This is a genomic window from Streptomyces sp. NPDC059224 (assembly GCF_042754285.1).
GTDB lineage: Bacteria > Actinomycetota > Actinomycetes > Streptomycetales > Streptomycetaceae > Streptomyces.
The window spans coordinates 39,539-62,448 of sequence record NZ_JBHZAN010000027.1 but is presented as its reverse complement, the minus strand read 5'-3'; the positions used below and the strand labels follow the sequence as shown (position 1 = coordinate 62,448).

General features: G+C 71.7%; 23 protein-coding genes. 10 read left to right on the top strand and 13 right to left on the bottom strand.

The window, feature by feature from the left end; translation table 11 throughout:
• Positions 1–107: 107 nt before the first annotated feature.
• Positions 108–563, top strand: a complete 456-nt coding sequence (locus ACFXI4_RS28900; protein WP_384996388.1) for a universal stress protein — start codon at positions 108–110, stop codon at positions 561–563.
• On the opposite strand, the gene ACFXI4_RS28895 is transcribed toward ACFXI4_RS28900, so the two are convergent.
• Complete coding sequence (locus ACFXI4_RS28895) at positions 499–1,752, bottom strand: MFS transporter (RefSeq protein ID WP_384996386.1); 1,254 nt, start codon at positions 1,750–1,752, stop codon at positions 499–501. The two genes, ACFXI4_RS28900 and ACFXI4_RS28895, sit on opposite strands and share 65 nt — an antisense overlap.
• 103 nt (positions 1,753–1,855) lie before the next feature.
• Between ACFXI4_RS28895 and ACFXI4_RS28890 the strand changes: the two genes are divergently transcribed.
• Entirely contained in the window at positions 1,856–2,806 is a 951-nt protein-coding gene (locus ACFXI4_RS28890) for a LysR family transcriptional regulator (protein WP_384996384.1), read from the top strand.
• 60 nt (positions 2,807–2,866) lie between these two features.
• Positions 2,867–4,279, top strand: coding sequence for an amino acid permease (locus ACFXI4_RS28885; protein WP_384996382.1), 1,413 nt, complete (start codon positions 2,867–2,869; stop codon positions 4,277–4,279).
• Here the strand turns inward: ACFXI4_RS28885 and ACFXI4_RS28880 are convergent.
• On the bottom strand, positions 4,276–5,091 hold the full coding sequence (locus ACFXI4_RS28880) for an alpha/beta fold hydrolase (RefSeq protein WP_384996379.1): 816 nt from the start codon (positions 5,089–5,091) through the stop codon (positions 4,276–4,278). The two genes, ACFXI4_RS28885 and ACFXI4_RS28880, sit on opposite strands and share 4 nt — an antisense overlap.
• A gap of 98 nt (positions 5,092–5,189) precedes the next feature.
• Here ACFXI4_RS28880 and ACFXI4_RS28875 point away from each other — a divergent pair, with 98 nt between their 5' ends.
• Positions 5,190–5,663 (top strand): MarR family winged helix-turn-helix transcriptional regulator, encoded by a 474-nt coding sequence (locus ACFXI4_RS28875; protein ID WP_362715378.1) that lies wholly within the window; start codon positions 5,190–5,192, stop codon positions 5,661–5,663.
• Between the two features lie 42 nt (positions 5,664–5,705).
• On the opposite strand, the gene ACFXI4_RS28870 is transcribed toward ACFXI4_RS28875, so the two are convergent.
• Positions 5,706–6,869 (bottom strand): CapA family protein, encoded by a 1,164-nt coding sequence (locus ACFXI4_RS28870; RefSeq protein ID WP_384996376.1) that lies wholly within the window; start codon positions 6,867–6,869, stop codon positions 5,706–5,708.
• A 221-nt stretch (positions 6,870–7,090) separates the two neighbouring features.
• On the opposite strand from ACFXI4_RS28870, the gene ACFXI4_RS28865 reads away from it, so the two are divergent.
• The 3 genes from ACFXI4_RS28865 (at position 7,091) to ACFXI4_RS28855 (ending at position 9,106) form a co-directional block, all read left to right on the top strand.
• Complete coding sequence (locus tag ACFXI4_RS28865; protein ID WP_351703654.1) at positions 7,091–7,639, top strand: sigma-70 family RNA polymerase sigma factor; 549 nt, start codon at positions 7,091–7,093, stop codon at positions 7,637–7,639.
• A gap of 146 nt (positions 7,640–7,785) precedes the next feature.
• Complete coding sequence (locus ACFXI4_RS28860) at positions 7,786–8,301, top strand: hypothetical protein (protein ID WP_384996373.1); 516 nt, start codon at positions 7,786–7,788, stop codon at positions 8,299–8,301.
• Between the two features lie 148 nt (positions 8,302–8,449).
• Positions 8,450–9,106, top strand: coding sequence for a zf-HC2 domain-containing protein (locus ACFXI4_RS28855; protein WP_384996370.1), 657 nt, complete (start codon positions 8,450–8,452; stop codon positions 9,104–9,106).
• Between the two features lie 7 nt (positions 9,107–9,113).
• On the opposite strand, the gene ACFXI4_RS28850 is transcribed toward ACFXI4_RS28855, so the two are convergent.
• Both ACFXI4_RS28850 and ACFXI4_RS28845 read right to left on the bottom strand, forming a co-directional pair.
• Complete coding sequence (locus ACFXI4_RS28850; protein ID WP_384996368.1) at positions 9,114–9,977, bottom strand: Fpg/Nei family DNA glycosylase; 864 nt, start codon at positions 9,975–9,977, stop codon at positions 9,114–9,116.
• Between the two features lie 31 nt (positions 9,978–10,008).
• The gene (locus ACFXI4_RS28845; RefSeq protein WP_384996365.1) at positions 10,009–12,099 is read right to left on the bottom strand and encodes a SpoIIE family protein phosphatase; all 2,091 of its coding nucleotides are present in this window, start codon (positions 12,097–12,099) and stop codon (positions 10,009–10,011) included.
• A 158-nt stretch (positions 12,100–12,257) separates the two neighbouring features.
• On the opposite strand from ACFXI4_RS28845, the gene ACFXI4_RS28840 reads away from it, so the two are divergent.
• On the top strand, positions 12,258–13,679 hold the full coding sequence (locus tag ACFXI4_RS28840; protein ID WP_384996362.1) for a lipase maturation factor family protein: 1,422 nt from the start codon (positions 12,258–12,260) through the stop codon (positions 13,677–13,679).
• Here ACFXI4_RS28840 and ACFXI4_RS28835 read toward each other — a convergent pair.
• The 8 genes from ACFXI4_RS28835 to ACFXI4_RS28800 are packed head-to-tail and all read right to left on the bottom strand — an operon-like array spanning position 13,667 to position 21,551.
• Positions 13,667–14,491 carry an amidohydrolase family protein gene (locus ACFXI4_RS28835; RefSeq protein WP_384996359.1) on the bottom strand — a complete coding sequence of 275 codons (825 nt, stop codon included), beginning with the start codon at positions 14,489–14,491 and terminating at the stop codon, positions 13,667–13,669. The two genes, ACFXI4_RS28840 and ACFXI4_RS28835, sit on opposite strands and share 13 nt — an antisense overlap.
• Positions 14,488–14,802 (bottom strand): L-rhamnose mutarotase, encoded by a 315-nt coding sequence (locus tag ACFXI4_RS28830; protein ID WP_384996356.1) that lies wholly within the window; start codon positions 14,800–14,802, stop codon positions 14,488–14,490. Before ACFXI4_RS28830 ends, ACFXI4_RS28835 begins: the two co-directional genes overlap by 4 nt.
• A complete protein-coding gene (locus ACFXI4_RS28825; protein WP_384996354.1) occupies positions 14,799–15,785 on the bottom strand; it encodes an aldo/keto reductase in 987 nt (328 codons plus the stop codon). Before ACFXI4_RS28825 ends, ACFXI4_RS28830 begins: the two co-directional genes overlap by 4 nt.
• A complete protein-coding gene (locus ACFXI4_RS28820) occupies positions 15,782–16,537 on the bottom strand; it encodes an SDR family NAD(P)-dependent oxidoreductase (RefSeq protein ID WP_384996352.1) in 756 nt (251 codons plus the stop codon). Before ACFXI4_RS28820 ends, ACFXI4_RS28825 begins: the two co-directional genes overlap by 4 nt.
• Complete coding sequence (locus tag ACFXI4_RS28815; protein ID WP_362717810.1) at positions 16,534–17,883, bottom strand: L-fuconate dehydratase; 1,350 nt, start codon at positions 17,881–17,883, stop codon at positions 16,534–16,536. The genes ACFXI4_RS28820 and ACFXI4_RS28815 overlap by 4 nt, the downstream gene beginning before the upstream one ends.
• Before the next feature lie 41 nt (positions 17,884–17,924).
• The gene (locus ACFXI4_RS28810) at positions 17,925–18,959 is read right to left on the bottom strand and encodes an ABC transporter permease (RefSeq protein WP_362717807.1); all 1,035 of its coding nucleotides are present in this window, start codon (positions 18,957–18,959) and stop codon (positions 17,925–17,927) included.
• Positions 18,952–20,484, bottom strand: a complete 1,533-nt coding sequence (locus ACFXI4_RS28805; protein ID WP_384996348.1) for a sugar ABC transporter ATP-binding protein — start codon at positions 20,482–20,484, stop codon at positions 18,952–18,954. The genes ACFXI4_RS28810 and ACFXI4_RS28805 overlap by 8 nt, the downstream gene beginning before the upstream one ends.
• A complete protein-coding gene (locus ACFXI4_RS28800; RefSeq protein ID WP_384996345.1) occupies positions 20,481–21,551 on the bottom strand; it encodes a sugar ABC transporter substrate-binding protein in 1,071 nt (356 codons plus the stop codon). Before ACFXI4_RS28800 ends, ACFXI4_RS28805 begins: the two co-directional genes overlap by 4 nt.
• A gap of 178 nt (positions 21,552–21,729) precedes the next feature.
• Between ACFXI4_RS28800 and ACFXI4_RS28795 the strand changes: the two genes are divergently transcribed.
• The gene (locus ACFXI4_RS28795; protein ID WP_362717825.1) at positions 21,730–22,431 is read left to right on the top strand and encodes a FadR/GntR family transcriptional regulator; all 702 of its coding nucleotides are present in this window, start codon (positions 21,730–21,732) and stop codon (positions 22,429–22,431) included.
• 224 nt (positions 22,432–22,655) lie between these two features.
• The gene (locus ACFXI4_RS28790; protein ID WP_384996343.1) at positions 22,656–22,856 is read left to right on the top strand and encodes a hypothetical protein; all 201 of its coding nucleotides are present in this window, start codon (positions 22,656–22,658) and stop codon (positions 22,854–22,856) included.
• The last annotated feature ends 54 nt before the right edge of the window (positions 22,857–22,910 follow it).

The following is a 22,910-nucleotide window of genomic DNA, read 5'->3' as shown; positions in this document are numbered from 1 at the left end:
CTGGTGGGTGGTCGCTCGCGCCGTTCCCCACCGACCCGCGCCCGTGCGGCGCGCGGCGGGCCACCCTGGGCACTCACCGGACCGGTGAATTCCGATAGCCTCGGGGCGTGGCGGAACAACACCAGTTCGAGCGGGGCACGGACGGGCCCAAGGTCATCGTGGCCGGTGTGGACGGCTCGGAATCCTCGTGGCGCGCGGCCTCCTACGCCGCCGGTCTGGCCCGGCGGCAGCGCGCGCTGCTCGCCGTGGTGTACGTGCAGCCGGTCCTGGCGGCCGGGGCGGCTCTCGGGGCCCCGGTGGCGGAGACGACCGACGAGATCGCGGAGGACCTGGTCGCCCAGATCCGGGACGCGACCGAGCGGCTCAAGGGGATATTCGAGGTGCGCTGGGAGTTCCACACCTTCCGCGGCGACCCCTATGCCGGGCTGGTGAAGGCGGCCGACGAACTGAAGGCGGACGCCGTCGTGGTGGGCGCCTCCGAGCAGGCCGGCCACCGGTTCATCGGCTCGGTGGCGATCCGTCTGGTGAAGGCGGGACGGTGGCCGGTGACGGTGGTGCCGTAGCCCGGGCCGGGGCACGCGGAAGCAGTGCCGGGGTCGCGAGCAGCAGGACCCCGGCCGCGGCGATCGCGGTGCGCGTCCCGGTGAGGCCCGCCAGTACTCCCCACAGCGCGGTGAGCGTGGCGATGGAGGCCTTGGTGCCGACCGACCAGGCGGACAGGGTGCGGGCGGTCCGGTCGTCCGGGGTGTGGTCCAGGCGGTGGGTGGCGAGCACCGGGTTGAAGACTCCGGCGCAGAGTATGAGTCCCAGTTCGGTGACCATTATCAGCAGGAGTCCGGGCAGCCCCGGCCGGACGAAGGCCAGCCCGAGGGACCACACGGCGCGCAGCACGCCCGAGGTGAGCAGCACACGGCGCTGTCCGTGGCGGGCGACGAGCGGGCGGGCCAGGCGGGAGCCGACGAGGCCGCCCAGACAGGGCACGGCGAAGGCGAGGCCGTACTCCCAGGGCGCGAAGCCGAGCGGGCCGAGCATCAGGACGGCCAGCAGGGGCGCGGTGGCCATGATCAGTCCGTTGACCAGGGCCACGTTGAGGAACAGGGGCCGCAGCTCCGCACTGGTGAGGATGTGCCGCCAGCCGTCGAGCAGATCGGCGGCCCGCAGGCGTTCGGCTCCCTTGCGCCGGGGGCTCGGCTCGCCGTCACCGACGGCGCGGATGCCCAGGGCCGACAGCAGGAAGCTGACCGCGTTCGCGACCACCGTCGTGATCGGGCCGAGCACGCCGATGGCGACGCCGCCGAGCGGGGGCCCGAGGACGGTGGCGGTCCACATCGTGGACTCGAAGCGGGCGTTCGCGGTCAGCAGCCGGTCGCGCGGCACGAGCGACTTCAGGAAGGCCCCGGAGGCCGCGTTGAAGGTGATGTCCGCGGCGGCGACCACCACGGAGACGGCCGTCAGCTGAGCGATGCCGAGCCCGCCGAGCGCGTAGGCGGCGGGGACGCTCAGCAGCGCGGCGCACCGCAGGAGGTCCATCCCGGCCATGACGGGCCGCTTGCGACGGAACTCGACCCAGGGGCCGAGCGGCACCGCCACCACGGCGCCCACCGCGGGCCCGGTCGCCGCGAGCAGTGCGACCTGGGCAGCGCTCGCGTGCAGCACCAGGACCGCGATCAGCGGGAACGCGTCGAACGCGAGCCAGGTGCCGAACACGCTCACCGAATACGCGGCCCACAGCCACCCGAACCGCCGCCCCATGCACAACCTCCCGTTGACCCGGGACATGAAAACGTGCAGGTGGCCGCCGAATCAAACAACCCACCGGGTGTCCGTCACAACCATCGGTTGTACGGTGTCGGGCGTGGACCTCAGAGCCGTACGCACCTTCGTCGCCGTCGCCGACTCGGGACAGTTCCAGGAGGCCGCCGCCGTGCTGGCGGTCACCCAGCAGGCCGTCTCCAAGCGGATCGCGGCGCTGGAGAAGGAGCTGGGGGTACGGCTGTTCACCCGCACCCCCCGGGGTGCGGACCTGACCGTGGACGGCCGGACCTTCCTGCCGCACGCCCGTGAGCTGCTGCTGGCCGAGGAGCGCGCGACCGCCTCGGTACGGTCCGGGCGGCGCCCCCTGCGGGTCGACGTGGTCGGCGCGCGGCTGGCCCCGGCGGCGCTGCTGCGCGGCTTCCACGAGGCGCATCCGGAGATCGCCCTGGAGGTGGTCACGCTCTTCGACGTGGACTCGGCGCTCACCGCCCTGCGCTCCGGTGCGGCCGACGCGTCCTTCCGGGCCGTCGCCATGCCCGGCCGGCCGCTGCCCCGGGGCGTCGAGGCGGCCCGGGTGTACGACGAGCCGGTCCAGCTGCTCACCGGCCCGGGGCATGTCCTGGCCGGCCGCGACGCGGTCTCGCCCGGGGAACTGGCCGGGCACCGGATCTGGATGCCGGGCATCGTGGACGGCACCGAGTGGGCCGCCTACTACGCTTCCCTCGCCGCCGAGTTCGGCCTGACCATCGACTCGTCGGGCCCCAACTTCAGCGGGGCGGTGCAGGACGCGGTGGCCGGTTCCGGCACCCTGGCGACGCTGGTGAGCGAGCGGACCCGGCTGGTCTGGCCGGGAGGCCATGATCTGCGCCGCATCCCGCTGCTCGACCCGACCCCCGTCTATCCGCACTCCCTGCTCTGGACGGCCGCCAACCCGCACCCGGCGCTGGCCGTGCTGCGCGCCCATCTCGCCGGTGCCCGGCCGCCGCGTCCCGCGGCCCGGACCTGGGTGCCCGGCTGGGCCGAGAGCGTGCGTGGCGTCTTCCGTCCGTGACGCCCCTGAGCCATCATGATCCGCGGTCAGCCGTTCGCGATCAGCGAAGAGGTGAGGCACATGGCCAAGCTCCGTATGGGTGAAGGGATTCTCCGTCGCAAACCCATCGAACACATCGAGGAGTCCGAGACCGGCGAGGGGGCCCGGCTCGACAGATCGCTCGGGCTGTGGCAGCTGACCGCGATCGGGGTGGGCGGCATCATCGGCGCCGGCATCTTCACCCTCGCCGGCACGGTCGCCAACGAGACGGCCGGTCCGGCCGTGCTGGTCTCCTTCCTCGTCGCCGGTCTGGCGAGCGCCTGCGCGGCGCTGTCGTACGCCGAGTTCGCCGGGATGATCCCGAAGGCGGGTTCGGCGTACACGTACGGCTACGCGGTGCTCGGTGAGTTCGCGGGCTGGTTCATCGGCTGGGACCTGCTCCTGGAGTACACGGCGATCGTGGCGGTGGTCGCGATCGGCATCTCGGGATACTTCGGCTTCCTGGTCGAGGAGATGGGCGCGGAACTGCCGCGGTGGATGCTGGGCGCGCCCGGCACCGGCGCCGGCCACCGGGTCGACCTGTTCGCCGCGGTGCTCTGTCTGCTGATCGCCTGCCTGCTCAACCTCGGCATCCGCAGCGCGGCCCGGTTCGAGACGGTCGTGGTGGTGCTCAAGGTGCTGGTGGTGCTGCTGGTGATCGGCGTCGGGATGTTCCACATCGACTCGGGGAACTACCACCCCTTCTTCCCGTTCGGCGTCGGCGGGGCGTTCACGGGGGCGGCCACGGTCTTCTTCGCGGTCTTCGGATACGACGCGATGTCGACGGCTGCCGAGGAGTCCAAGGACGCGCAGCGGCACATGCCGAAGGCGATCATCTACTCACTGGCGATCTCCATGGTGCTGTACGTGGCGGCCTGTCTGGTCCTCACCGGCATGCAGGACTACAAGGACATCGACCCGGAGAGCGGCTTCTCGACGGCCTTCAAGTCGGTGGGGCTGAGCGGTCTGGCGGACGTGATCGCGGTGGGCGCGATCATCGGCATCCTCACCGTGATGTTCACCTTCATGCTGGGCGTGACCCGGGTCTGGTTCTCGATGTCCCGGGACGGGCTGCTGCCCTCCTGGTTCGCGAAGACGCACCCGGCGCGGCACGTGCCGACCCGGGTGACCTGGATCGTCGGCGCGGCCTCGGCGCTCCTCGCCGGGTTCGTGCCGATCGGCGAGGCGGCCGAACTCACCAACATCGGCATCCTGCTGGCGTTCGTGGTGGTGTGCGTGGCGGTGATCGTGCTGCGCTACCGGCAGCCGGACCTGCCGCGCGGCTTCCGCACCCCCTGGATGCCGTTCGTGCCGGCGCTGGGTGTCGTCTTCTCGGTCTGGCTGATCACGTTCCTGGCGTGGGAGACCTGGGTCCGGTTCGCGGTCTGGTTCGTGATCGGGTGCGTGATCTACTTCGGCTACTCGTACAAGAGGTCGCGGCTGGCCGGGCGTTAGAGCCCACGCAGGAAGCCGAGCAGGAGGTCGTTGAAGGCTTCGGGCCGCTCCAGGTTGGGGTAGTGGTCCGCGCCCTCGACGACCTCGGCGCGGCCGTCGGGGACCTCGCGGGCGAGGCGTTCGGCGGCGGCGAGCAGATCGGCCGGTTCCAGGCCGCCGTTGACCGTGAGGACCGGAACGTCGATCTTCCCGACCCGGGGCCAGGACTCGGTCACCCGCACATGCCAGTCCGTCTCGCCGGGCGTGTGCTTGGCGAGGGTGTGTGCGGCCATCTCCCGGAGCCGGCGCGGGATCTCCGGGTCGAGGGCACCGAGGTCACGGCGTTCGCCCCGTACACCCCGCACGAAGGCGTCGAGCCAGCCCTCGACGTCACCGGCGCCCAGGGTGCGGGCGTACTCGGCCTGGAGTTCCGTGTGCCAGGGGTCCGTGTACCGGAAGTCGCCGGTGGCGGCCCCGCAGGTGACCACCGCGCGGACCACTTCGGGGTGTTCCAGCACGGTGTCGGTGGCGATCACCCCGCCCATCGAGACGCCCACGAGGACCGCGGGCCCGGCGTCGAGATGGCGCAGCAGCCCGGCGAGGTCGTCGGCCCAGCGGAACGGTTCGGTCGCGTTGGCGGAGGACCCGTGGCCGCGGACGTCGGGGGCGATCACCCGGTACCCGGCGGCGAGAACCGGGATCTGCTCCGCCCAGAAGCGGTGGTCGGTGAACCCGGAGTGGAGCAGGACCACCGGGTCGCCGGATCCGGTGTCGAGGTAGGCGAGGTCGCCGTCCGAGGACGGGAAGAAGCGGAGGTCCGCAGCGCCATTCATGACAACCAAGGTGTCATCTTCGGAGAGTTTTGACAACTGGGTTGTCATGACGACTTTGACACCTCGGGTGTCACCGCGGCCCGGTGCATGATGGCCGGGTGAACGACATCGACAAGCCCCTCGCCCCCGACGAGCTGGGCGAGCGCATCACCGAGGTGTACGACCTCATCGGCCCGCTCTACCGGCGCGCCTTCCGCAAGATCGAGCTGGGCGAGCAGATCGAGGGGGCCTCCGTCGGCGTGCGCTCCGTACTGGACCTGCTGCTCCGGTTCGGGCCGATGACGGTCCCCCAGATGGGCCGGATCATGGCGCTGAGCCGGCAGTTCGTGCAGCGCACGGTGAACGACGCGGTGGCGCGCGACTGGGCCGAGGTCATCCCCAACCCGGCGCACCAGCGCTCCTCCCTGATCCGGCTCACGGACGCGGGCCGGACCGTGATCACCGCGATCCTCGCCCGCGAGCACGCGGTGAACCGGCAGATCGGCGGCGGTCTGACCGGTGCCGAGATCACGGCGTGCGTACGGGTGCTGAAGCAGCTGCTGCGGACGTTCGACCACGTCGACGTGGAGTGAGTACCCCACGTGCAGTGAGTGCCCGACGTGCCGTGAGTGCCGCTACTCCCCCATCACCAGCCCGTCCTTGGCGGCACCGCGGCCGAGCACCACGTCCCGGATGCCGTCGCGTACGGCCGTGTAGTCGGCGCCCTGGCCGATGGCGGCGTTCAGGTCGACGACCCGGCCGGAGTCGACGTCGTACAGCTGTGGGATGAACTCGGCCCTGGCCACCTCCCAGCGGCCGCCTGGACGGCTGGGCGGGGTGAAGGTGAAGCGGGCGAGGGTGGACTGGTTGCCGCGCGGGTCCTGGCGGCCCTGGCGGTTGTTCAGCTCGCCGGCGATCTGGTCGCCGAGGCTGTAGACGACCCAGGTGCCGTTGACCTTCTCGTACGCCTGCGGGATGTGGGCATGGGTGCCGAGGATCAGGTCGATGTCGGGGCGGCCGCCGGTGCCGGCCGCGGTGAGCCGCTTGGCGAGGGTGAGCTGCTGCTGGTCGGGGGCGTCCTGGCCGTCGGTGCCCCAGTGCACGGAGAGGACGACCACGTCGGCGCCGGCCCGCCGGGCGGCGCGGGCGTCGGCGAGGATGCGGTTCTCGTCGAGGATGTTGACCGCCCAGGGCTGCCCGGGCGACAGGACGTTGCCGTTGACGTCGAAGGTGTAGGAGAGGTGGGCGACCTTGGTGCGCCCCGCGTTGAGCAGCGTGACGCCGTCCGCCTCGGCCTGGGTGCGGGCGGTCCCGGTGTGCCGCAGGCCCGTGCGGTCCAGGTCGGTGAGGGTGCGCTGGATCCCGTCGACGCCGCCGTCGAGGGCGCGGTCGGAGGCGGTGGAACAGCTGTCGTACCCGACGGCCGCGAGGCCCTCGGCGAGCTGCGGCGGGGAGGTGACGGCGGCGGAGCCGGACTCCGCGCCCTCCGCGTCGGTCACGGTCGCCAGGTGACAGAGCGCCAGATCGGCGTGGGAGACCACGGGTTCGACGCCCGCCAGCATCGGGCGGAAGTCGTGGCCGTTGCCTCCCGCGTCGAGGTTCGCGTGGTCCAGCGCGGACTTCTGCGGCATGACGTCACCCGAGGCGACGAGGGTGAAGCCGCCGCCGGGAGCGGGCACGGAGGGTGCCGGCCGGCCGGTCGGGGCGGCGTTCTCCTGCCGTACGTGGTTCTGGCAGGCGGCTGCGGTGGCGAGGAGGGCGGTCAGGGCCAGGGCCACCTGGCGTCTGCGATTGATCATCAGGAGCACCCCAGAGTCGCAAGCCTTGTCCGATTTACAGATCAATGGGTACGAACTGAAGCGGGGTCGCAAACAACTCAGGCGTCCCGATTGACCCATCCGGGTGGGGTAATGGGGGTGACGGACCGTTCGTCGCACCGTTCGCCGACCCGATCGACCGTCCGCCGCAGATCCCGGCGCGCGCCCTGTCCCTGCGCCCGGCCCTGCGATGCCATACGGCCATGACGGCCGGAACCACCCTTCCCGACGGGACGACGACCGCCGAGCACGAGCTCGCCGCACTCCAGCGCGAGCACGGGCGCCCGCTCTTCGCGCTGCTGCTGCGGCTCAGCGACGGCGACCGGCAACGGGCCGAGGACCTCGTGCAGGAGACCCTCGTACGCGCCTGGCAGCATCCCGAGGCGCTGCGCGCCGACGACTTCGACTCCGTCCTGCCCTGGCTGCTGACGGTCGGCCGGCGCCTCGCCATCGACGCACGCCGGGCCCGGCAGGCGCGGCCGCCCGAGGTGCACGACGCCGTCCTGGAGAACACCCGGGCCATCGGCGACCACGCCGAACGCGCGGCCGCGGCGCTGGACGTGCGGGAGGCTGTGAAGACTCTCACCCCGGAACACCGTGAAGTCCTGGTGCTGGTGTATTTCCAGGGGGCGAGTGTGGCGGAGGCCGCCGAGACCCTCGGCATTCCACCCGGTACCGTGAAATCGCGGGCGTACTACGCGCTGCGTGCCCTGCGCCGGGTTCTGCCAGGTTATGCACCCGACCTGCGATGAAACCGTAAGCCAGGTCAAACCTCGGTAAAGCGCCTTGCTGAGGACCATGTTTGAGCAATCAGCTGTCTTCATCCGTGTTCCGCACCGGGAGAGGGACGGACCCGGGGTCGGGGCCACGCGCGCGCACCGGAGGAAGGCAGGACGGGATGCTGCACAGAGGTCAAGAGAGCACGGGCGGGGCCGGTAGCGGGGAACTGGCGGTCCCGATGGCCTGGTTGTACGCCGAGTACATCGCCGACGAGCTGCTGCGCACCGGCGATCTCATGCCACCGACGTCCTTCGAGTTCCGGGCCGGCCGGGACGCGCTGGCGTTGACGATCTACCTCTCCGACACGGACGGCGAACTGTCGGGCATCCGGGTCGTGTCCCAGTTGGAGAACTGGCTTTCACTGACGGCGTACGACCAGCCGTGGCAGCAGTGGGTGGGGGACCGCATGGCTCGGTTGGCCACCGAGGCGATCGAGTCGGGCGGGCCGTCCCCCGACCTGGATCTGGCCACGGAGGCCTGGCGATGGCTGGAGGAGACCGAGCTGCTCGCACCCGACCTGGACGCGGTGCCCGGCGGCGGCTCGGTGTTCGGCGAGGACGACGGACCGAAGGTGTGGACCCCCGCCTGGCGGCTCGGTCTGCCCCTCGGACATCTCGCCATCCATCTTTTTTGAATCGGCACCAATCCGCGGGCCCGGCCGCTCCGAATCCGTTGATTACGATTCTGTACGTGCCTTGAGTGAAACGCCTGCCGACTGCGTACGGGTGGGGGCAAGGAGCAATGAGTAACCCCCACCCGCACTCACGGCACGAGGATTCGGCATGAGGTCCCTGGAAAGGCATCGCGACGTCGGCGCGTACGCGCTCGGCGTGCTGGACGAGGCGGAGGCCTTCCGCTTCGAGGACCATCTCATGGAGTGCCCCAGCTGCACGGCACACGTGACCGAGTTCGGCCCCGCGGCACGGCAGTTGATGCTGTACCGCCGGGCCACGCCGCGCTTCGTCCATCCCATGGCCCAGCCGGGTCCCCGGCTGCTGGACCGGCTGCTCGCCGAGGTCGCCAGCCGGCACCGGGTCAAGCGCCGCCGGCTGCTCTACGGCCTCGCCGCCTCGGTGGTGTTCGCGGTCGTCGGCCCCGGCATCGTGGCGTACGCCGGCCACGACGCCCCGCCGGCCGTCCGGGTCACCGCGGCCACCGACGCGCAGTCGGGCGTGTGGGCGCAGGTGAGGTCGCAGGACACGGATTCCGGCAGCACGATCGAGCTCCAGGTGAAGGACACCGACGGGCCGCGCTCCTGCCGGCTGGTCGCGGTCGGCCGGGACGGCTCCGAGCAGATCGTGACCACCTGGGCCGAACGGGACCGGGACGACCGGGTCTCCACCATGACGGGCGGCTCCTCGATGCACCCCGGGGAGATCGACCGCTACGAGGTGCGCAACGCCGACGGGCAGCGCCTGGTGACCCTGGACCCGAAGTGAACGCCGGTCACTTGAGCAGCCGGGACATCCGGCGGTCCGCGAGCGGCTTGCCGCCCGTCTGGCAGGTCGGGCAGTACTGCAGCGAGGAGTCGCTGAAGGAGACCTCGCGGATGGTGTCGCCGCAGACCGGGCAGGGCTCGCCGGTCCGGCCGTGGACGCGCAGCCCGCTCCTCTTCTCCGACTTGAGCCGGCCCGCCGCCAGGCCGTGGGAGCGCTCCACCGCCTCGGTGAGGGTGGTGCGCAGCGCCTCGTACAGCCGGTGGACCTCCTCGGGCGTCAGGGACGCCGCGAGCTTGAACGGGGACATCTTCGCCGCGTGCAGGATCTCGTCGCTGTAGGCGTTGCCCACCCCGGCGATCAGGCTCTGGTCGCGCAGCGCGCCCTTGAGCTGCCGTCGTTCGCCGCCCAGCAGGGCCGCGAGCCGGGCCTCGTCGAAGCCGGCGGCGAGGGGGTCGGGACCGAGCCGCGCGATCCCGGGCACCTCTGCCGGGTCCCGGACGATGTACACGGCGAGCTTCTTCTGGGTGCCGGCCTCGGTGAGGTCGAAGCCCGCGCCCGTCTCCAGGGCCACCCGCAGGGCGAGCGGGCCCTTTCCCGGGCGGGGCGGTCCGTCCGGGAGCCGGTCCTTCCAGTGCAGCCAGCCCGCGCGGGCCAGGTGGGTGATGAAGCGCAGGCCGCCGTCGCCCTCGATGTCCAGGAGCTTGCCGTGCCGGTGCACGGCGACGACCTCGCTGCCCTCGAAGGCGCCGAGCGGAGGGTCGTACGTCTTCAGGACGCTGATGGCGACCGGCAGGACGCGCACGACCTCGTGACCGACCAGGTGCTCGGTCAGGAACTCCTTGAGCGCTTCGACCTCGGGCAGTTCGGGCATGCGTCCAGGGTGCCACCCGCGGCCCCCGCGGTCAGGCGGGCTCCGGCATCCGGAACTCGCACCAGACCGCCTTGCCGCCGCCGCGAGCCTCCACGCCCCACACGTCGGTGATCTCGTCGACCAGCAGCAGGCCCCGCCCGGACACCCCGTCCGCACCCGCCTCGCGCCGCCGCGGCAGGGCGCTGGAGGAGTCCTCGACCTCGACGCGGAGCCGGCGGCCGCCGCCGCACAGCACCCTGAGGGTGACGATCGCGGAGCCCTCGGTGTGCATCAGCGCGTTGGTGATCAGCTCGTCGGCGACCAGCTCGATCTCGTCGGCGCGGTCCCCGGCGCCCCAGGCCCGGACGGCCGCACGGATCATGTGCCGGGCCAGGGTGAGGGCCTCCGGGTCGCCGGAGGCGACGTGCTGCTGGAGCCGGCCGACGGCCTGTGCGGTGTCCGGGCCGCTGCGGCGCAGCAGCAACAGGGCCACGTCGTCGTCGCCGCCCCGGTCCTCGGCGACCTCGATCAGCCGGTCGGCGAGCCTGCGCACGTCCTCCGGCCCCTCGGCGACCTGCCGGATCAGGGACCGCATCCCGTCCCCGAGGTCGGTGCCCGGCTGCTCGACCAGCCCGTCGGTGCACAGCAGCAGTGTCTCGCCGGAGTCGAGCTCCAGGGTGGACACCGGGTACTCGAGGCTCTTGAACTCGGCGGACAGGCCGAGCGGCAGCCCGCCCTCCACGGGGACCCGCCGGCAGCTTCCGTCGGCCCCCCGGACCAACGGGTCGATGTGACCGGCGCGGACCACCTGGACGACGCCCGTGGTCAGGTCGGCCTCGGCGTACAGGCAGGTGGCGAAGCGGTCGGTGTCGAGTTCGTCCAGGAAGACGGAGGCCCGGGCCATCACGGTGGCCGGGGCGTGGCCCTCGGCGGCGTAGGCGCGCAGCACGATCCGCAGCTGGCCCATGACGGCCGCCGCGTGCGTGTCGTGCCCCTGGACGTCCCCGATGACCGCCCCGACCCGGCCGCCGGGCAGCGGGATCAGGTCGTACCAGTCGCCGCCGATGTCCCGGCCCAGGGCGCCCCCGGCGGACGCGGAGCGGTAGCGGACGGCGATGTCGGCGCCGCGCACGCTGGGGATGGTGCGCGGCAGCATCGCCTGCTGGAGCCCCTGGGCGAGGTCCTTCTCCTGCTCGTAGAGCATGGCCCGCTGCAGGCTCTGCGCGATGCTGCTGCCGAGGGCGACCAGGACGGCGCGTTCCTCCGTGGAGAAGCCGAGCCGGTCGTTGTAGAGCAGGCCCATGGCGCCGATCGGGCGGGCCTGGGCGATGAGCGGGAGATAGGCCGCCGAGGTGATGTGGAGCTCGGTGATGTGCGGCCACAGGATCGGGTAGCCCTCGGCGAACTCCTCCGGTGACTCGATGAACCGCGGGCTCAGGGTCCGCACCACCTCGCCCATCGGGTAGGGCTCGTCTATCCGGGTGATCCGGGTGCCGGGCACGAAGCTGCCCACGGGCCCCTCCGCGACCAGGCGGATCCGGCCGGCCTCGACGAGCCCCATCACCAGGCTGGTGGCGCCCAGGTTGGGGATGCCCTGGGTGTCCTTGAGGGCGTCGATGACGTCCTGCACGCTCCGGGCGTGCGCGAGGGCCGCGGTGACCACCTGGACGACGCCGGTCTGCCGGCGCAGCGCGTGGTGCTGGGCGGCCCGCAGACTGCGCGCCTCGCTGTCCTCCAGCTCCTGGGTGGCGTCCCGGACCACGCCGACGACGCGGCGCGGGCGGCCCGTCTCGTCCCGCCGGATGTAGCCCTGGGTGTGCGTCCAGCGCGGGGTGCCGTCGCGGCGGCGGATGCGGAAGTACGCTCCGTAGTTCTCGCTGCCGTCCTTGATGGCCTGGGACACCACCGCGTCCAGCCGGCTCCCCTCCGTCAGGGGTACCCGGACGGAGAGACTCTCGGGGCGCCCGTCGTACTCCTCGGGGGTCAGGTCGAACACCTCGTACGCCTGGGCGTCCATGTGGAACAGACCGGCGTCCAGGTCCCAGTCGAAGGTGCCCAAGCGGTTGAGCGCCAGGATCGGGTGGTCCGGGTGGGCGGGCCAGTCGTCCGGGAGAGACGGAGCGCTCGCTCCCCGATCAGCCATGGGGCCACCTTGCCAGGGGATCCGGACCCGGGCAATTCCTCCACTTTTGTCCACTTAACCCGCCCGGGTTATACGACCGGGGGTGCGCGGTACACAGGGTGACAGGCCCTTTCCCCAGTGCGGGGCCGCAGACCCGAGAGAGGCAGGGGCGCACGGCCGTGGACTGGTTCACCGCACCCGGGTACTGGCTGAGCCGGCTGGTCTTCCAGCGGGCGCTGGCCGGCGTGTACCTCATCGCGTTCCTGGCGGCCGCGCTCCAGTTCCGGGCCCTGCTGGGCGAGCGCGGGATACTGCCGATCCCGAGATTCGTCGGCCGGGTCCCCTTCCGGCGGGCGCCGAGCCTCTTCCACCTGCACTACTCGGACCGTTTCTTCGCGGCCTGCGCGTGGGCGGGGTGCGTGGTGTCGGCGGCACTGCTGGCCGGGCTGGACTCCCGGCTCCCGCTGTGGGCCGCGACGGCGCTGTGGCTGATCCCCTGGGCCCTGTATCTCTCGATCGTCAACGTCGGCCAGACCTGGTACGCGTTCGGCTGGGAGTCGCTGCTCCTGGAGACCGGTTTCCTCGCCGCCTTCCTCGGCAACGACGAGGTGGCCCCGCCGGTCGTCGTCCTGTTCCTGCTGCGCTGGATCCTGTTCCGGGTGGAGTTCGGGGCGGGTCTGATCAAGATGCGCGGGGACGCCTGCTGGCGCAAGCTGACCTGCCTGCACTACCACCACGAGACCCAGCCGATGCCGGGGCCGCTGAGCTGGTTCTTCCACCACCTCCCGGGGCCGGTGCACCGGGCGGAGGTGGCCGCGAACCATCTCACCCAGCTCGTGGTCCCCGTCCTGCTGTTCGCTCCGCAGCCGATCGCGACGGCAGCCGCTTCGCTGATGATCCTGACCCAGCTGTGGCTGGTGCTCTCCGGCAACTTCTCCTGGCTGAACTGGATCACCATCGTGCTGGCCCTGTCGGCGCTGCGGCTGCCGGCCGGCCGCGCCTCCGCACCCGGCGCCCCGCTCTGGTACGAGATCGTCGTCCTCGCCGTGGCGGCGCTGCTGCTCTTCCTGAGCTACCGCCCGGTGGTGAACATGGTCTCCCGCCGGCAGGTGATGAACCGCTCCTTCGACCCGCTCCATCTGGTCAACACCTACGGCGCGTTCGGCAGCGTCAGCCGGGTGCGGTACGAGGTGGTGGTCGAGGGCACGCTGGCGGAGGCGCCGCGCGAGGACGCGGAGTGGCGGGAGTACGAGTTCAAGGGCAAGCCCGGCGATCCACGGCACTGGCCCCGCCAGTTCGCGCCCTACCACCTCCGCCTGGACTGGCTGATGTGGTTCGCCGCCCTCTCCCCCGCCTACGCCGGCGAGTGGTTCGGCGGCCTGGTGGAGCGCCTCCTGGAGAACGACCGCGACACGCTGCGGCTGCTGCGCCGCTCCCCCTTCCCGCCCGACCGGCCCCCGCGCTTCGTCCGCGCCCGCCTCTTCCGCTACCGCTACACCGGCTGGCGGGAGCTGCGCGAGACGGGCGCGTGCTGGAAACGTACGTACGTAAGGGAGTTCATGCCGCCCACGCGGCTGACGAAGGCGGCTCAGAGGCCGTAGACGCGGGTGGCGGTGGTCTCGAAGACCCGGGTGCGTTCTTCGGGCCCGATCAGCCGCTCCGCCACGTCGAGGACGTCGGCGTAGGTACCGGCCAGGAGACACACCGGCCAGTCCGAGCCGAACATCAGGCGGTCCGGGCCGAAGGCGTCCAGGACGGTCTCCGCGTACGGGCGGAGGTCCTCGACCGTCCACGCGGCGGGATCGGCCTCCGTGACCATGCCGGAGAGTTTGCAGACCGTGTTGGGCAGCGCGGCCAGGGTACGTACCGCGCCGGCCCACGGGTCGAGGGCGCCGGAGGCGATCGGCGGCTTGCCCAAGTGGTCAAGTACGAAGGTGAGTTGAGGAAGGGACTCGGCGGCCTTGACCGCGGCCGGCAGCTGGTGGGCCTGTACGACCAGGTCGTAGACGAGGCCCGCGCCGGCGACCGCGGCCAGGCCCCGCCGGACGTCCGGACGCAGCAGCCACTGCGGGTCCGGCTCGCCCTGCACCTGGTGACGGATGCCCTTCAGGTAGGCACCGCCGGGGAGTTCGCGCAGGCGCGCCAGTTCGTCGGCGATCGCCGGGTCGGTCAGGTCGGTCCAGCCGACGACCCCCGCGACCAGGTCGTGGGTGCCGGCGAGGGCCAGGAACTCGGGGGTCTCCTGCGGGACGGTGACCGTCTGGACCAGGACGGTGCGGGTGACGCCGGCCGCCCGTGCCTCGAGGCCGAGGTCATCGACGGTGAAGTCCCTTCTGAGCGCGCTGCCTTCGGGAATCCAGTCCTGGTCCCGTACCGACAGGTCCCAGACGTGGTGGTGGGCGTCGACGGTCATGGCAGCTCCCATACGACGGGCAGACCGGCGTCCGAGCCTGCCTCGGAGTAGTCGTGGACGACGTCGAGCAACTCGGTCATCCGGGCCTGCCAGGCGATGTTGACCGGCAGGTTCTCCAGCTCGGCGAGGAGCGCACCGTAGTCCGCGCACTCCAGCACGTGGAAGAGGTCGGTGCCGCTGCGCCAGATGGTCCAGGAGGTGGCGCCGGCCGCGCGGATGGCGTCGGTGAGCTCGGCGGGGACCTCGCGGTGGGCGGCCTCGTACTCGGCGACGCGGTTCGGGCGGACCTTGGTGTGCAGGGCGACCCTCATGACGGCTCCTCGGTGGGGAGCGGGGCGCCGGCGGTCAGGAGTCCGCCGGCACGCAGTTCCTGCCAGAAGGCGGCGGGCACCGGAGTGGCGAACTGCCGTGCCCCGTCCGTGATCTCGGCCGCCGAGCGGGCGCCGACCAGCACGCTCGCCACGGCCGGGTGGGCGGCGCAGAAGGCGAGGGCGGCCGCGCGGAGCGTGGTGCCGTGCTGTTCGGCGAGGACTTTCAGGCGCAGGGCCCGGGCCACCAACTCCTCGGGGGCCTGTGCGTAGTTGTAGGTGGCGTCGGGCTTCGGGTCGGCCAGCAGACCGGAGTTGAAGGCACCGCCGATCACCACCGACGCGCCGCGTTCCTCGGCGGCCGGAAGCAGATCGGCCAGGGCACTCTGGTCCAGGAGGGTGTAGCGACCGGCGCACAGCACCACGTCGACGTCGGTGTCGCGGACGAACCGGGTGAGCATGGCCGTCTGGTTCATGCCGGCGCCGATGGCACCGACGACACCCTCGGAGCGCAACTTCTCCAGAGCCGGGTAGCCCTCCCGGAAGGCCTGTTCGGCGTGGTCGTCGGGGTCGTGGAGATAGACGACGTCGATCCGGTCCAGACCGAGCCGCTCCAGGCTCGCCTCCAGGGTGCGGCGGACACCGTCGGCGGTGAAGTCCCAGACCCGGCGGTGGGTGTCGGGTACGGCGAAGCCGTTGGCGAGGTCGTCGCCGTCCCCGGGGCCCGGCTCCAGCCGGCGGCCGACCTTGGTGGAGAGGGTGTAGGCGTTCCGGTCGTACCCGCGCAGCGCCTCACCGAGCCGCCGTTCGGACAGGCCGAGGCCGTAGTGCGGGGCGGTGTCGAAGTAGCGGACGCCCTGCTGCCAGGCGGCGTCGACCGTGTCGTGGGCCTGTCGGTCGGGGACCTCGGTGTAGAGGTTGCCGATGACGGCGGCGCCGAGGCCCAGCGGGCTGACCTGGACGCCGCTGCGGCCGAGGGTGCTCACTGGCCCGCCGGGCGCAGCCGCAGGCCCTGCATGCCGCCGTCGACGGCAAGCGAGGTACCGGTGGTGGCGCCGGACAGGGGGCTCGCCAAGTAGGCGATGGCGCCGGCCACCTCGGCGGCGGAGACCAGTCGGCCGGAGGGCTGGCGGGCCTCCAGGGCGGCGCGTTCGGCGGCCGGATCGGGCGCCTTGTCGAGGAGGCGGCCGATCCACGGGGTGTCCGCCGTACCGGGGTTGACACAGTTGACCCGGACGCCCTCGCGGAGATGGTCGGCGGCCATGGCGAGGGTGAGGGAGTACACGGCGCCCTTGGTGGCGCTGTAGAGCGCGCGTTGGGGCAGACCGGCGGTGGCGGCGATGGAGCAGGTGTTGACGATCGCCGCACGGTCCGAGCGGCGCAGATACGGGAGGGCGGCGCGGGCGGCGCGGACCATGCCGAGGACGTTGACGTCGAAGACTCGGTGCCATTCGTCGTCACCGTTGTCCTCGATGGTGCCCTGGGCCCCGGCACCCGCGTTGTTGACCAGCACGTCGAGGCCGCCGAGGGTCTCGGCCGCGCTCGTCACGGCCGCCCGCACGGAGGCGTCGTCCGTGACGTCGCCCTGGAAGCCGAGCAGTGGCTTCTCGACGGCGGACGGGTCGAGGTCGAGGACGGCGACCTGGGCGCCGCGCTCGGCGAGGAGTTCGGCGGTGGCCCGTCCGATCCCGGATGCGCCGCCGGTGACCAGGGCCTTCAGGCCCTCGAAGTCGGTCATGCCGCCTGTCCCTTCTGGGTGTCGGGGTCGGCGGCCCAGAAGGTGCCGCCGGGGAACGTGTACTGGGCGATGGACTCCGGTCGCATGGCGGCCGAGTAGCCCGGCGCGGTGGGCGCCGCGTAGTGACCCTGCCTGATCACCACCGGATCACGGAAGTGCTCGTGCAGGTGATCGACGTATTCGATGACCCGGTCGTCGGAGGTGCCGGCCACGGCGAGGTAGTCGAACATGGAGAGGTGCTGGACGAGTTCGCACAGGCCGACGCCGCCCGCGTGCGGGCAGACGGGCACGCCGAACTTGGCGGCGAGCAGCAGGATGGCGAGGTTCTCGTTGACGCCGGCGACCCGGGCCGCGTCGATCTGGACGATGTCGATGGCGCCGGCCTGGAGCAGTTGCTTGAAGACGATCCGGTTCTGCACGTGTTCGCCGGTGGCGACCTTCACCGGGGTGACCGCGCGGCGGACCGCGGCATGGCCGAGGATGTCGTCGGGGCTGGTGGGCTCCTCGATCCAGTACGGGTCGAACTCGGCGAGCGCCTTGGTCCACCGGATCGCCTCGTCGACGTTCCACCGCTGGTTGGCGTCGACGGCCATCCGGATGTCCGGGCCGACCACCCCGCGGGCCACCCGGCAGCGCCGGATGTCGTCCTCCAGGTCGGCGCCGACCTTCAGCTTGATCTGCCGGAAGCCGTCGGCGACCGCCTGGGCGGCGAGCCGGGTGAGCTTCTCGTCGTCGTAGCCGAGCCAGCCGGCGGAGGTGGTGTAGGCGGGGAAGCCGCGCTCGAGAAGCCGCGCCCGGCGCTCGTCGGCGCCGGCGCGGCCGCGCCGGAGGATGCCGAGGGCCTCCTCGGGGGTGAGGGCGTCGGTGAGGTAGCGGAAGTCGATCTGCCGGACGATCCACTCGGGTTCGGCGTCGGCGAGCAGCTGCCACAGCGGCTTCCCGGCCCGGCGGGCCGCCAGGTCCCACACCGCGTTGATCACCGCGCCGATCGCCATGTGCATCACCCCCTTCTCGGGGCCGAGCCAGCGCAGCTGGCTGTCGCCGATCAGGTCGCGGAAGAGGGTCGCGGGGTCGTCGCAGATCTCGTCGACGGGGCGGCCGAGCACATGGTTCCGCAGCGCGTCGATCGCGGCGACCTGGACGTCGTTGCCCCGCCCGATGGTGAACGTGAACCCGTGTCCCTCGTGCCCGTCGGCCGCGTCGGTGCGCAGCACGACATAGGCCGCCGAGTAGTCGGGGTCCGGGTTCATCGCGTCGGAGCCGTCGAGCTCGCGCGAGGTGGGGAAGCGGATGTCGTAGGTGTCGAGCGCGGTGACGCGACTGGAGGGGCCGGGGCTCGGGGTCACGGATTGCCTTTCCTTCGGGGGGAGTTCGGGACGCGGGCCGCTCAGTCCTGCGCCCGTCCCGTGGTGACACGGGCGATCATGAGAGCGACGAGGATGATGCCGCCGTAGATCGCCTGGATCCAGAACGAGGGGACCTGCGCCAGGGTGAGCAGGTTCTGTACGACACCCAGCAGGAGCACGCCGGTCAGGGCGCCGAACATGGTGCCCTTGCCGCCGTCCAGGCTGATGCCGCCGATGACCGCGGCCGCCATCACCGTGAAGATCATGTTGTTGCCCTGGTTGGCGCTGATCGCGCCGACGTAACCGGTCTGCATGATCCCGCCGACGGAGGCGAGGACACCCGCGACGACGGAGACGCCCAGCACCACCCGGTCGACGCGGATACCGGCCGCTCGGGCCGCCTCCGCGTTGCCGCCGATGGCGTACAGGGCGCGGCCGACCCGGTGGTACTTGAGGATCAGCCCGGCCACGCCGAAGGCGACGGCCGCCAGCCACACCGACAGCGGGACCCGCAGGAAGGTGGAGGTGGCCAGGGAGAAGAACGCGTCGGGCATCCCGAACAGCGTCTTGCCCTTGGTGGCGCCGACGAGCAGCCCGCGCAGGACGATCAGCATGGCGAGGGTGACGATGAAGGCGTTGAGCTTGAACTTCACCACCAGGACGCCGTTGAAGGCGCCGATCACCCCGCCCACGACGAGGACCGCGAGCAGCGCGAGCCCGGCCGGCCATCCGGTGCCCCAGCCGGACTCCGCGCTCGGCAGCACCAGCAGGGCGCCGATGGCGGGCGCGATGCCGACCACCGACTCCAGGGACAGGTCGATCTTGCCGGTGATCAGGATCAGCGACTCGGCGAGGACCACCATGGCCAGGGCCGCCGAGGCGCCCAGGATGGAGATCAGGTTGCGTTCGGTGAGGAATGAGTCGTTGACGATCGCACCGAGGATCAGGAGCACCAACAGCGCCGGGACGAGCGCGAGTTCACGGACCCTGCGGAGCAGCACGGTCTTGGCGGCGCGGGCGTCGGGGACGCGCAGGGGGCCGGCGGTCGAGGCCGACGGGGCCTTCGTGTCAGCCATGGTCCACTCCTTCGGCCGGGGAGCCGGCTCCTGCGGGCATCGAGTCCACTCCTTCTATGGAGGCGATCAGCTCGTGGTCACGCCAGCCGGCCGGGTGTTCGGCGACGACGCGGCCGTGGAAGAGGACGAGGACGCGGTCGCAGCGGCGCAGGTCGTCGAGTTCGTCGGAGACGACCAGTACGGCGGTGCCGTCCTCGCGGGCGTTGTCCATGCGGGCGAGCAGTGACTCCTTGGACTTCACGTCGACGCCCGCGGTGGGGTTGATGAGCACGAGCAGACGGGGGTCGGAGGCGAGGGCGCGGGCCATGACGACCTTCTGCGCGTTGCCGCCGGACAGGTCGGAGACGGACTGCTCGGGGCCCTCGGCGTGGATGTCGAGGCGCTCGATCAGCTCGTCGGCGAAGCGCCGCTTGCGCTCGCCCGCGACGAACCCGAAGCGGCCGAGCCGGTCCAGGACGCTCATCGTGGCGTTGTCGCCGATGCTCATCCCGAAGACCAGCCCCTGGCCGTGCCGGTCGCGCGGTACACAGCCCACACCGGCCTTGAGGGCGGCCTGCACATCGCCGAACGGGAGCCGCTCGCCGTCAAGTCGCGCGGCTCCCCCGGTCGGCGTGTACAGCCCGGCGAAGGTCTCCGCCAGCTCGATCTTGCCGCTGCCGCTGGATCCGGCGATCCCGACGACCTCGCCCCGGCGCACGGTGAGGTCGATGTCGCGGTACGACGGTGAGGTCAGCCCCCGCGCGTCCAGCACGACGGGGGACCCGTCGGCCACCGCGTCGCGGCTGTGCTCCAGTTCGGCGATCGACTCCCCCGCCATTGCCTCCACCAGGGCCCGGCGCGGGAGTTCGGCGACGGGCGCGGTGGTGATCCAGCGGGCGTCGCGGAGCACGGTGACGGTCTGGCAGACCTCGTAGACCTCCTGGAGATGGTGCGAGATGAACAGGAAGGTCACACCGGAGTCCTGGAGCGACCGCATCCGGCTGAACAGCCGCTCGATCTCGCGGTTGTCGAGCTGGGCGGTGGGCTCGTCGAGCACGATGAACCGGGCGCCGAAGCTCAGTGCCCGGGCGATCTCCACCATCTGGCGGTCCTCGACCTTGAGGTCGGCGGTGCGCGCCTCGGGGTCGACGCGGACGTCCCAGGTGTCGAGCAGCGCGGCCGCCTCGCTCCGCAGCCGCCGCCAGCTGATGAGGCCCCGGTGCAGCGGCTGCCGGTTGATGAACAGGTTCTCGGCGACCGTCAGCTCCGGTACGACCGTGGGCTTCTGGTAGACACAGGCGACCTTGCTCCGCCAGGCGTCCCGGTCGGTGAGCGGAGGCGCGGGTTCGCCGTCGAAACGGACCGTTCCCTCATCCGGGGCCTGAAGGCCGGTGAGGACGCCGACCAGGGTGGACTTGCCGGCGCCGTTGCGTCCGACGAGGGCGTGGGACTCGCCGGGCAGTACGGTGAGCCGGCCCTCGGCGAGGGCGACGGTGGGGCCGTACCGCTTGACGATGTCCCGGGCCTCAACAAGTGGCGTGCTCATTTGACCGTGTTGCCCCACAGCTTCGGGTCGTCCACGTTGTCCTTGGTGACCAGCGGCGCGGGCAGCTGGTCCTCCAGGATGCCGCTGGGCAGCTTGACGATCGTGGAGTCGTGGTCGGTCGGGCCGGGCTTGAACGTCTTCCCCTCCATCGCCGCCTTGATGTAGTACATGCCGTACTTGGCGTAGGCGTCGGCGGGCTGGGAGACGGTCGCGTCGATCTCGCCCTTGCGGATGGCGTCGAACTCCTGCGGGATGCCGTCGTTGGAGACGATCGCTATGTGCCCGCTCTGCCCGGCCGTCTTGAGCATGCCCTTGGACTTCAGGGTCTGCAGGGTCGGCGCGAGGTAGACTCCGCCGGCCTGCAGGTAGATGCCCTTGATGTCGGGGTTGGCGTTCAGGAGCGTGTCCAGCTTGGACGCGGCGGTGTCGGACTCCCACTTGGCGGGGATCTCCAGCACCTTGAGCTTCGGGTACTTCGTCTTCACGCAGGTGCGGAACGCCTCGGAGCGGTCCCGGCCGTTGACCGAGGCGAGGTCGCCCATGATCTGCACGACCTTGCCGCTGGTGACGTGCCGGCCGAGGTACTCGCAGGCCTTGGTGCCGTAGGCGACGTTGTCGGCGCGCACCACCATGGCGACCTTGCCCTTGTCGGGCGCCACGTCCACGGCGACCACCGGCACGCCCTTGCGTTCGGCCTGGTCGAGCCCCGCTTCGATGGCCGCGCTGTCCAGCGGGGCGACGACAAGCCCCTTCACACCCTGGTTCAGCTCGTTGTTGATGTCGGTGATCTGCTGCGACGGGTCGCTGTTGGAGTTCACCGTCTTCAGCGCCTCGACGCCTTCCGACGTCGCCATCTTGGGCACGTAGTCGTTGTACGACTGCCAGAACGGCGAGGTCAGCAGGGGCAGGATCACCCCGACCTTGCCGGTGCCACCGCCTCCGGCGCTGCCGCTGCCGGTGTCCTTCGTACTGCCGCACGCGGCGAGCGCGAGCGAGGCGCCGACGGCCACGGCCGTCGCGCCGATGATCCGGGACCTGTTCCGCTTCCGCAGTGTTCTGCCGGGCATCTGGCAGCTCCTCATCGAGCGTGTTCGAGCAGATGTCCGCATACTTATCAGACCACTCGACGCCTTCGACACCCTTCGGACGCGATTTTTCCGTGAAACAAGCCGTAGTGGTCGGACCACATCGCTGATTAGACTGCGGCGCACCGGCGACAGGAGGAACGGTGTGGACGAGAGCGGTGTGGACGCGGCGGCCCCGCAGAAGGGCACGGTGACGCAGCGCGCCATCGAGCGGATCAAGGAGATGATCGGCGAGGGCCGCCTGGAGCCGGGCCAGCGGCTGCCGACCGAACGGGATCTCGCCGCGCAGCTGGGCATGTCCCGCAGCTCGATGCGCGAGGCGATCCGCGCGCTGACGGTCCTGGGCGTCCTGGAGGCCCGGCACGGCTCCGGCATCTACGTCACCCAGCTGGAGGCGGGTGACCTGCTGGAGACCTTCGGCGTGGTCGCCGACCTGTCACGTGGCCCGCAGCTGGTGGAACTGCTGGAGGTACGGCGGGTCCTGGAGTCGACGGCCACGGCACTGGCCGCCGCGCGGATCACGGCCGACCAGCTGGACGAGGTGGAGAAACACCTGACGGCGATGAACGCGACGGACGACCCCGAGGAGATCCTCGCCCACGACCTCGCGTTCCACCGGGTGATCGCGGGAGCGGCGGGCAACGACACGATGGCCGCGATCCTGGAGGGCCTGTCGTCCCGGACGTTCCGGGCCCGGGTGTGGCGGGGGTACGAGGAGGAGGGGGCGTTCGCAAGGACGCGCCGGGAGCACGCCGCCATCCACCGGGCCCTCGTCGCCCGCGACCCGGAGGCGGCCAGGGCCGCGGCGGCGGCGCATGTGGGTGAGGTCGAGGAGTGGCTGCGGTTGCAGCTGGGCACCTGAGGCGGACGATCCACGGGTCCGCCGTGCCCACGGTGGCCGGAGTCCGCCATCGATCGAGGGACAAAGGGGTTACGTCGTCCTCCCGTGCACGATCCCGAACCGGATCCCGGCCTCGCGGGCCCAGGCGGTGTTCCAGTACTTCCGGAGCACCCCCAGCGCGGGCTTCGGCCCCCCGCGCGGGGACTTCGAGAAACCCCTGACCGGGGCCGCGGCCGCCGCGGAGGGTGTTCGAATCGGTCGGCTGGCTGATCCGGTTCCTGCCCGGCGGCGGCCTCGACACCATGCGCTTGCCCCAGGCGCACCACCACGCCTGCGAGGCGAGAGGCCGTGCCCGGGTCAGGGTGCTGCGCGACCGCGGTGCGCGCCCCGTCGCCGTGGCGCCGGCCGACCGGGCGGGGGTGCCGGTGCCCCCGCCGCACGCGTGACCCGACGGTCCGCGCGGGGCGAGGACGTCCGGCGGTGTTCCGCCGGTGGGGGGC

What these genes read in the sequence shown, in the direction of transcription:
- ACFXI4_RS28895 (WP_384996386.1), bottom strand. Translation starts at nt 1,752, where the DNA reads ATGGGGCGGCGGTTCGGGTGGCTGTGGGCCGCGTATTCGGTGAGCGTG.
- ACFXI4_RS28885 (WP_384996382.1), top strand. Translation starts at nt 2,867, where the DNA reads ATGGCCAAGCTCCGTATGGGTGAAGGGATTCTCCGTCGCAAACCCATC.
- ACFXI4_RS28880 (WP_384996379.1), bottom strand. Translation starts at nt 5,091, where the DNA reads ATGAATGGCGCTGCGGACCTCCGCTTCTTCCCGTCCTCGGACGGCGAC.
- ACFXI4_RS28870 (WP_384996376.1), bottom strand. Translation starts at nt 6,869, where the DNA reads ATGATCAATCGCAGACGCCAGGTGGCCCTGGCCCTGACCGCCCTCCTC.
- ACFXI4_RS28865 (WP_351703654.1), top strand. Translation starts at nt 7,091, where the DNA reads ATGACGGCCGGAACCACCCTTCCCGACGGGACGACGACCGCCGAGCAC.
- ACFXI4_RS28860 (WP_384996373.1), top strand. Translation starts at nt 7,786, where the DNA reads ATGCTGCACAGAGGTCAAGAGAGCACGGGCGGGGCCGGTAGCGGGGAA.
- ACFXI4_RS28855 (WP_384996370.1), top strand. Translation starts at nt 8,450, where the DNA reads ATGAGGTCCCTGGAAAGGCATCGCGACGTCGGCGCGTACGCGCTCGGC.
- ACFXI4_RS28850 (WP_384996368.1), bottom strand. Translation starts at nt 9,977, where the DNA reads ATGCCCGAACTGCCCGAGGTCGAAGCGCTCAAGGAGTTCCTGACCGAG.
- ACFXI4_RS28845 (WP_384996365.1), bottom strand. Translation starts at nt 12,099, where the DNA reads ATGGCTGATCGGGGAGCGAGCGCTCCGTCTCTCCCGGACGACTGGCCC.
- ACFXI4_RS28835 (WP_384996359.1), bottom strand. Translation starts at nt 14,491, where the DNA reads ATGACCGTCGACGCCCACCACCACGTCTGGGACCTGTCGGTACGGGAC.
- ACFXI4_RS28830 (WP_384996356.1), bottom strand. Translation starts at nt 14,802, where the DNA reads ATGAGGGTCGCCCTGCACACCAAGGTCCGCCCGAACCGCGTCGCCGAG.
- ACFXI4_RS28820 (WP_384996352.1), bottom strand. Translation starts at nt 16,537, where the DNA reads ATGACCGACTTCGAGGGCCTGAAGGCCCTGGTCACCGGCGGCGCATCC.
- ACFXI4_RS28810 (WP_362717807.1), bottom strand. Translation starts at nt 18,959, where the DNA reads ATGGCTGACACGAAGGCCCCGTCGGCCTCGACCGCCGGCCCCCTGCGC.
- ACFXI4_RS28805 (WP_384996348.1), bottom strand. Translation starts at nt 20,484, where the DNA reads ATGAGCACGCCACTTGTTGAGGCCCGGGACATCGTCAAGCGGTACGGC.
- ACFXI4_RS28800 (WP_384996345.1), bottom strand. Translation starts at nt 21,551, where the DNA reads ATGCCCGGCAGAACACTGCGGAAGCGGAACAGGTCCCGGATCATCGGC.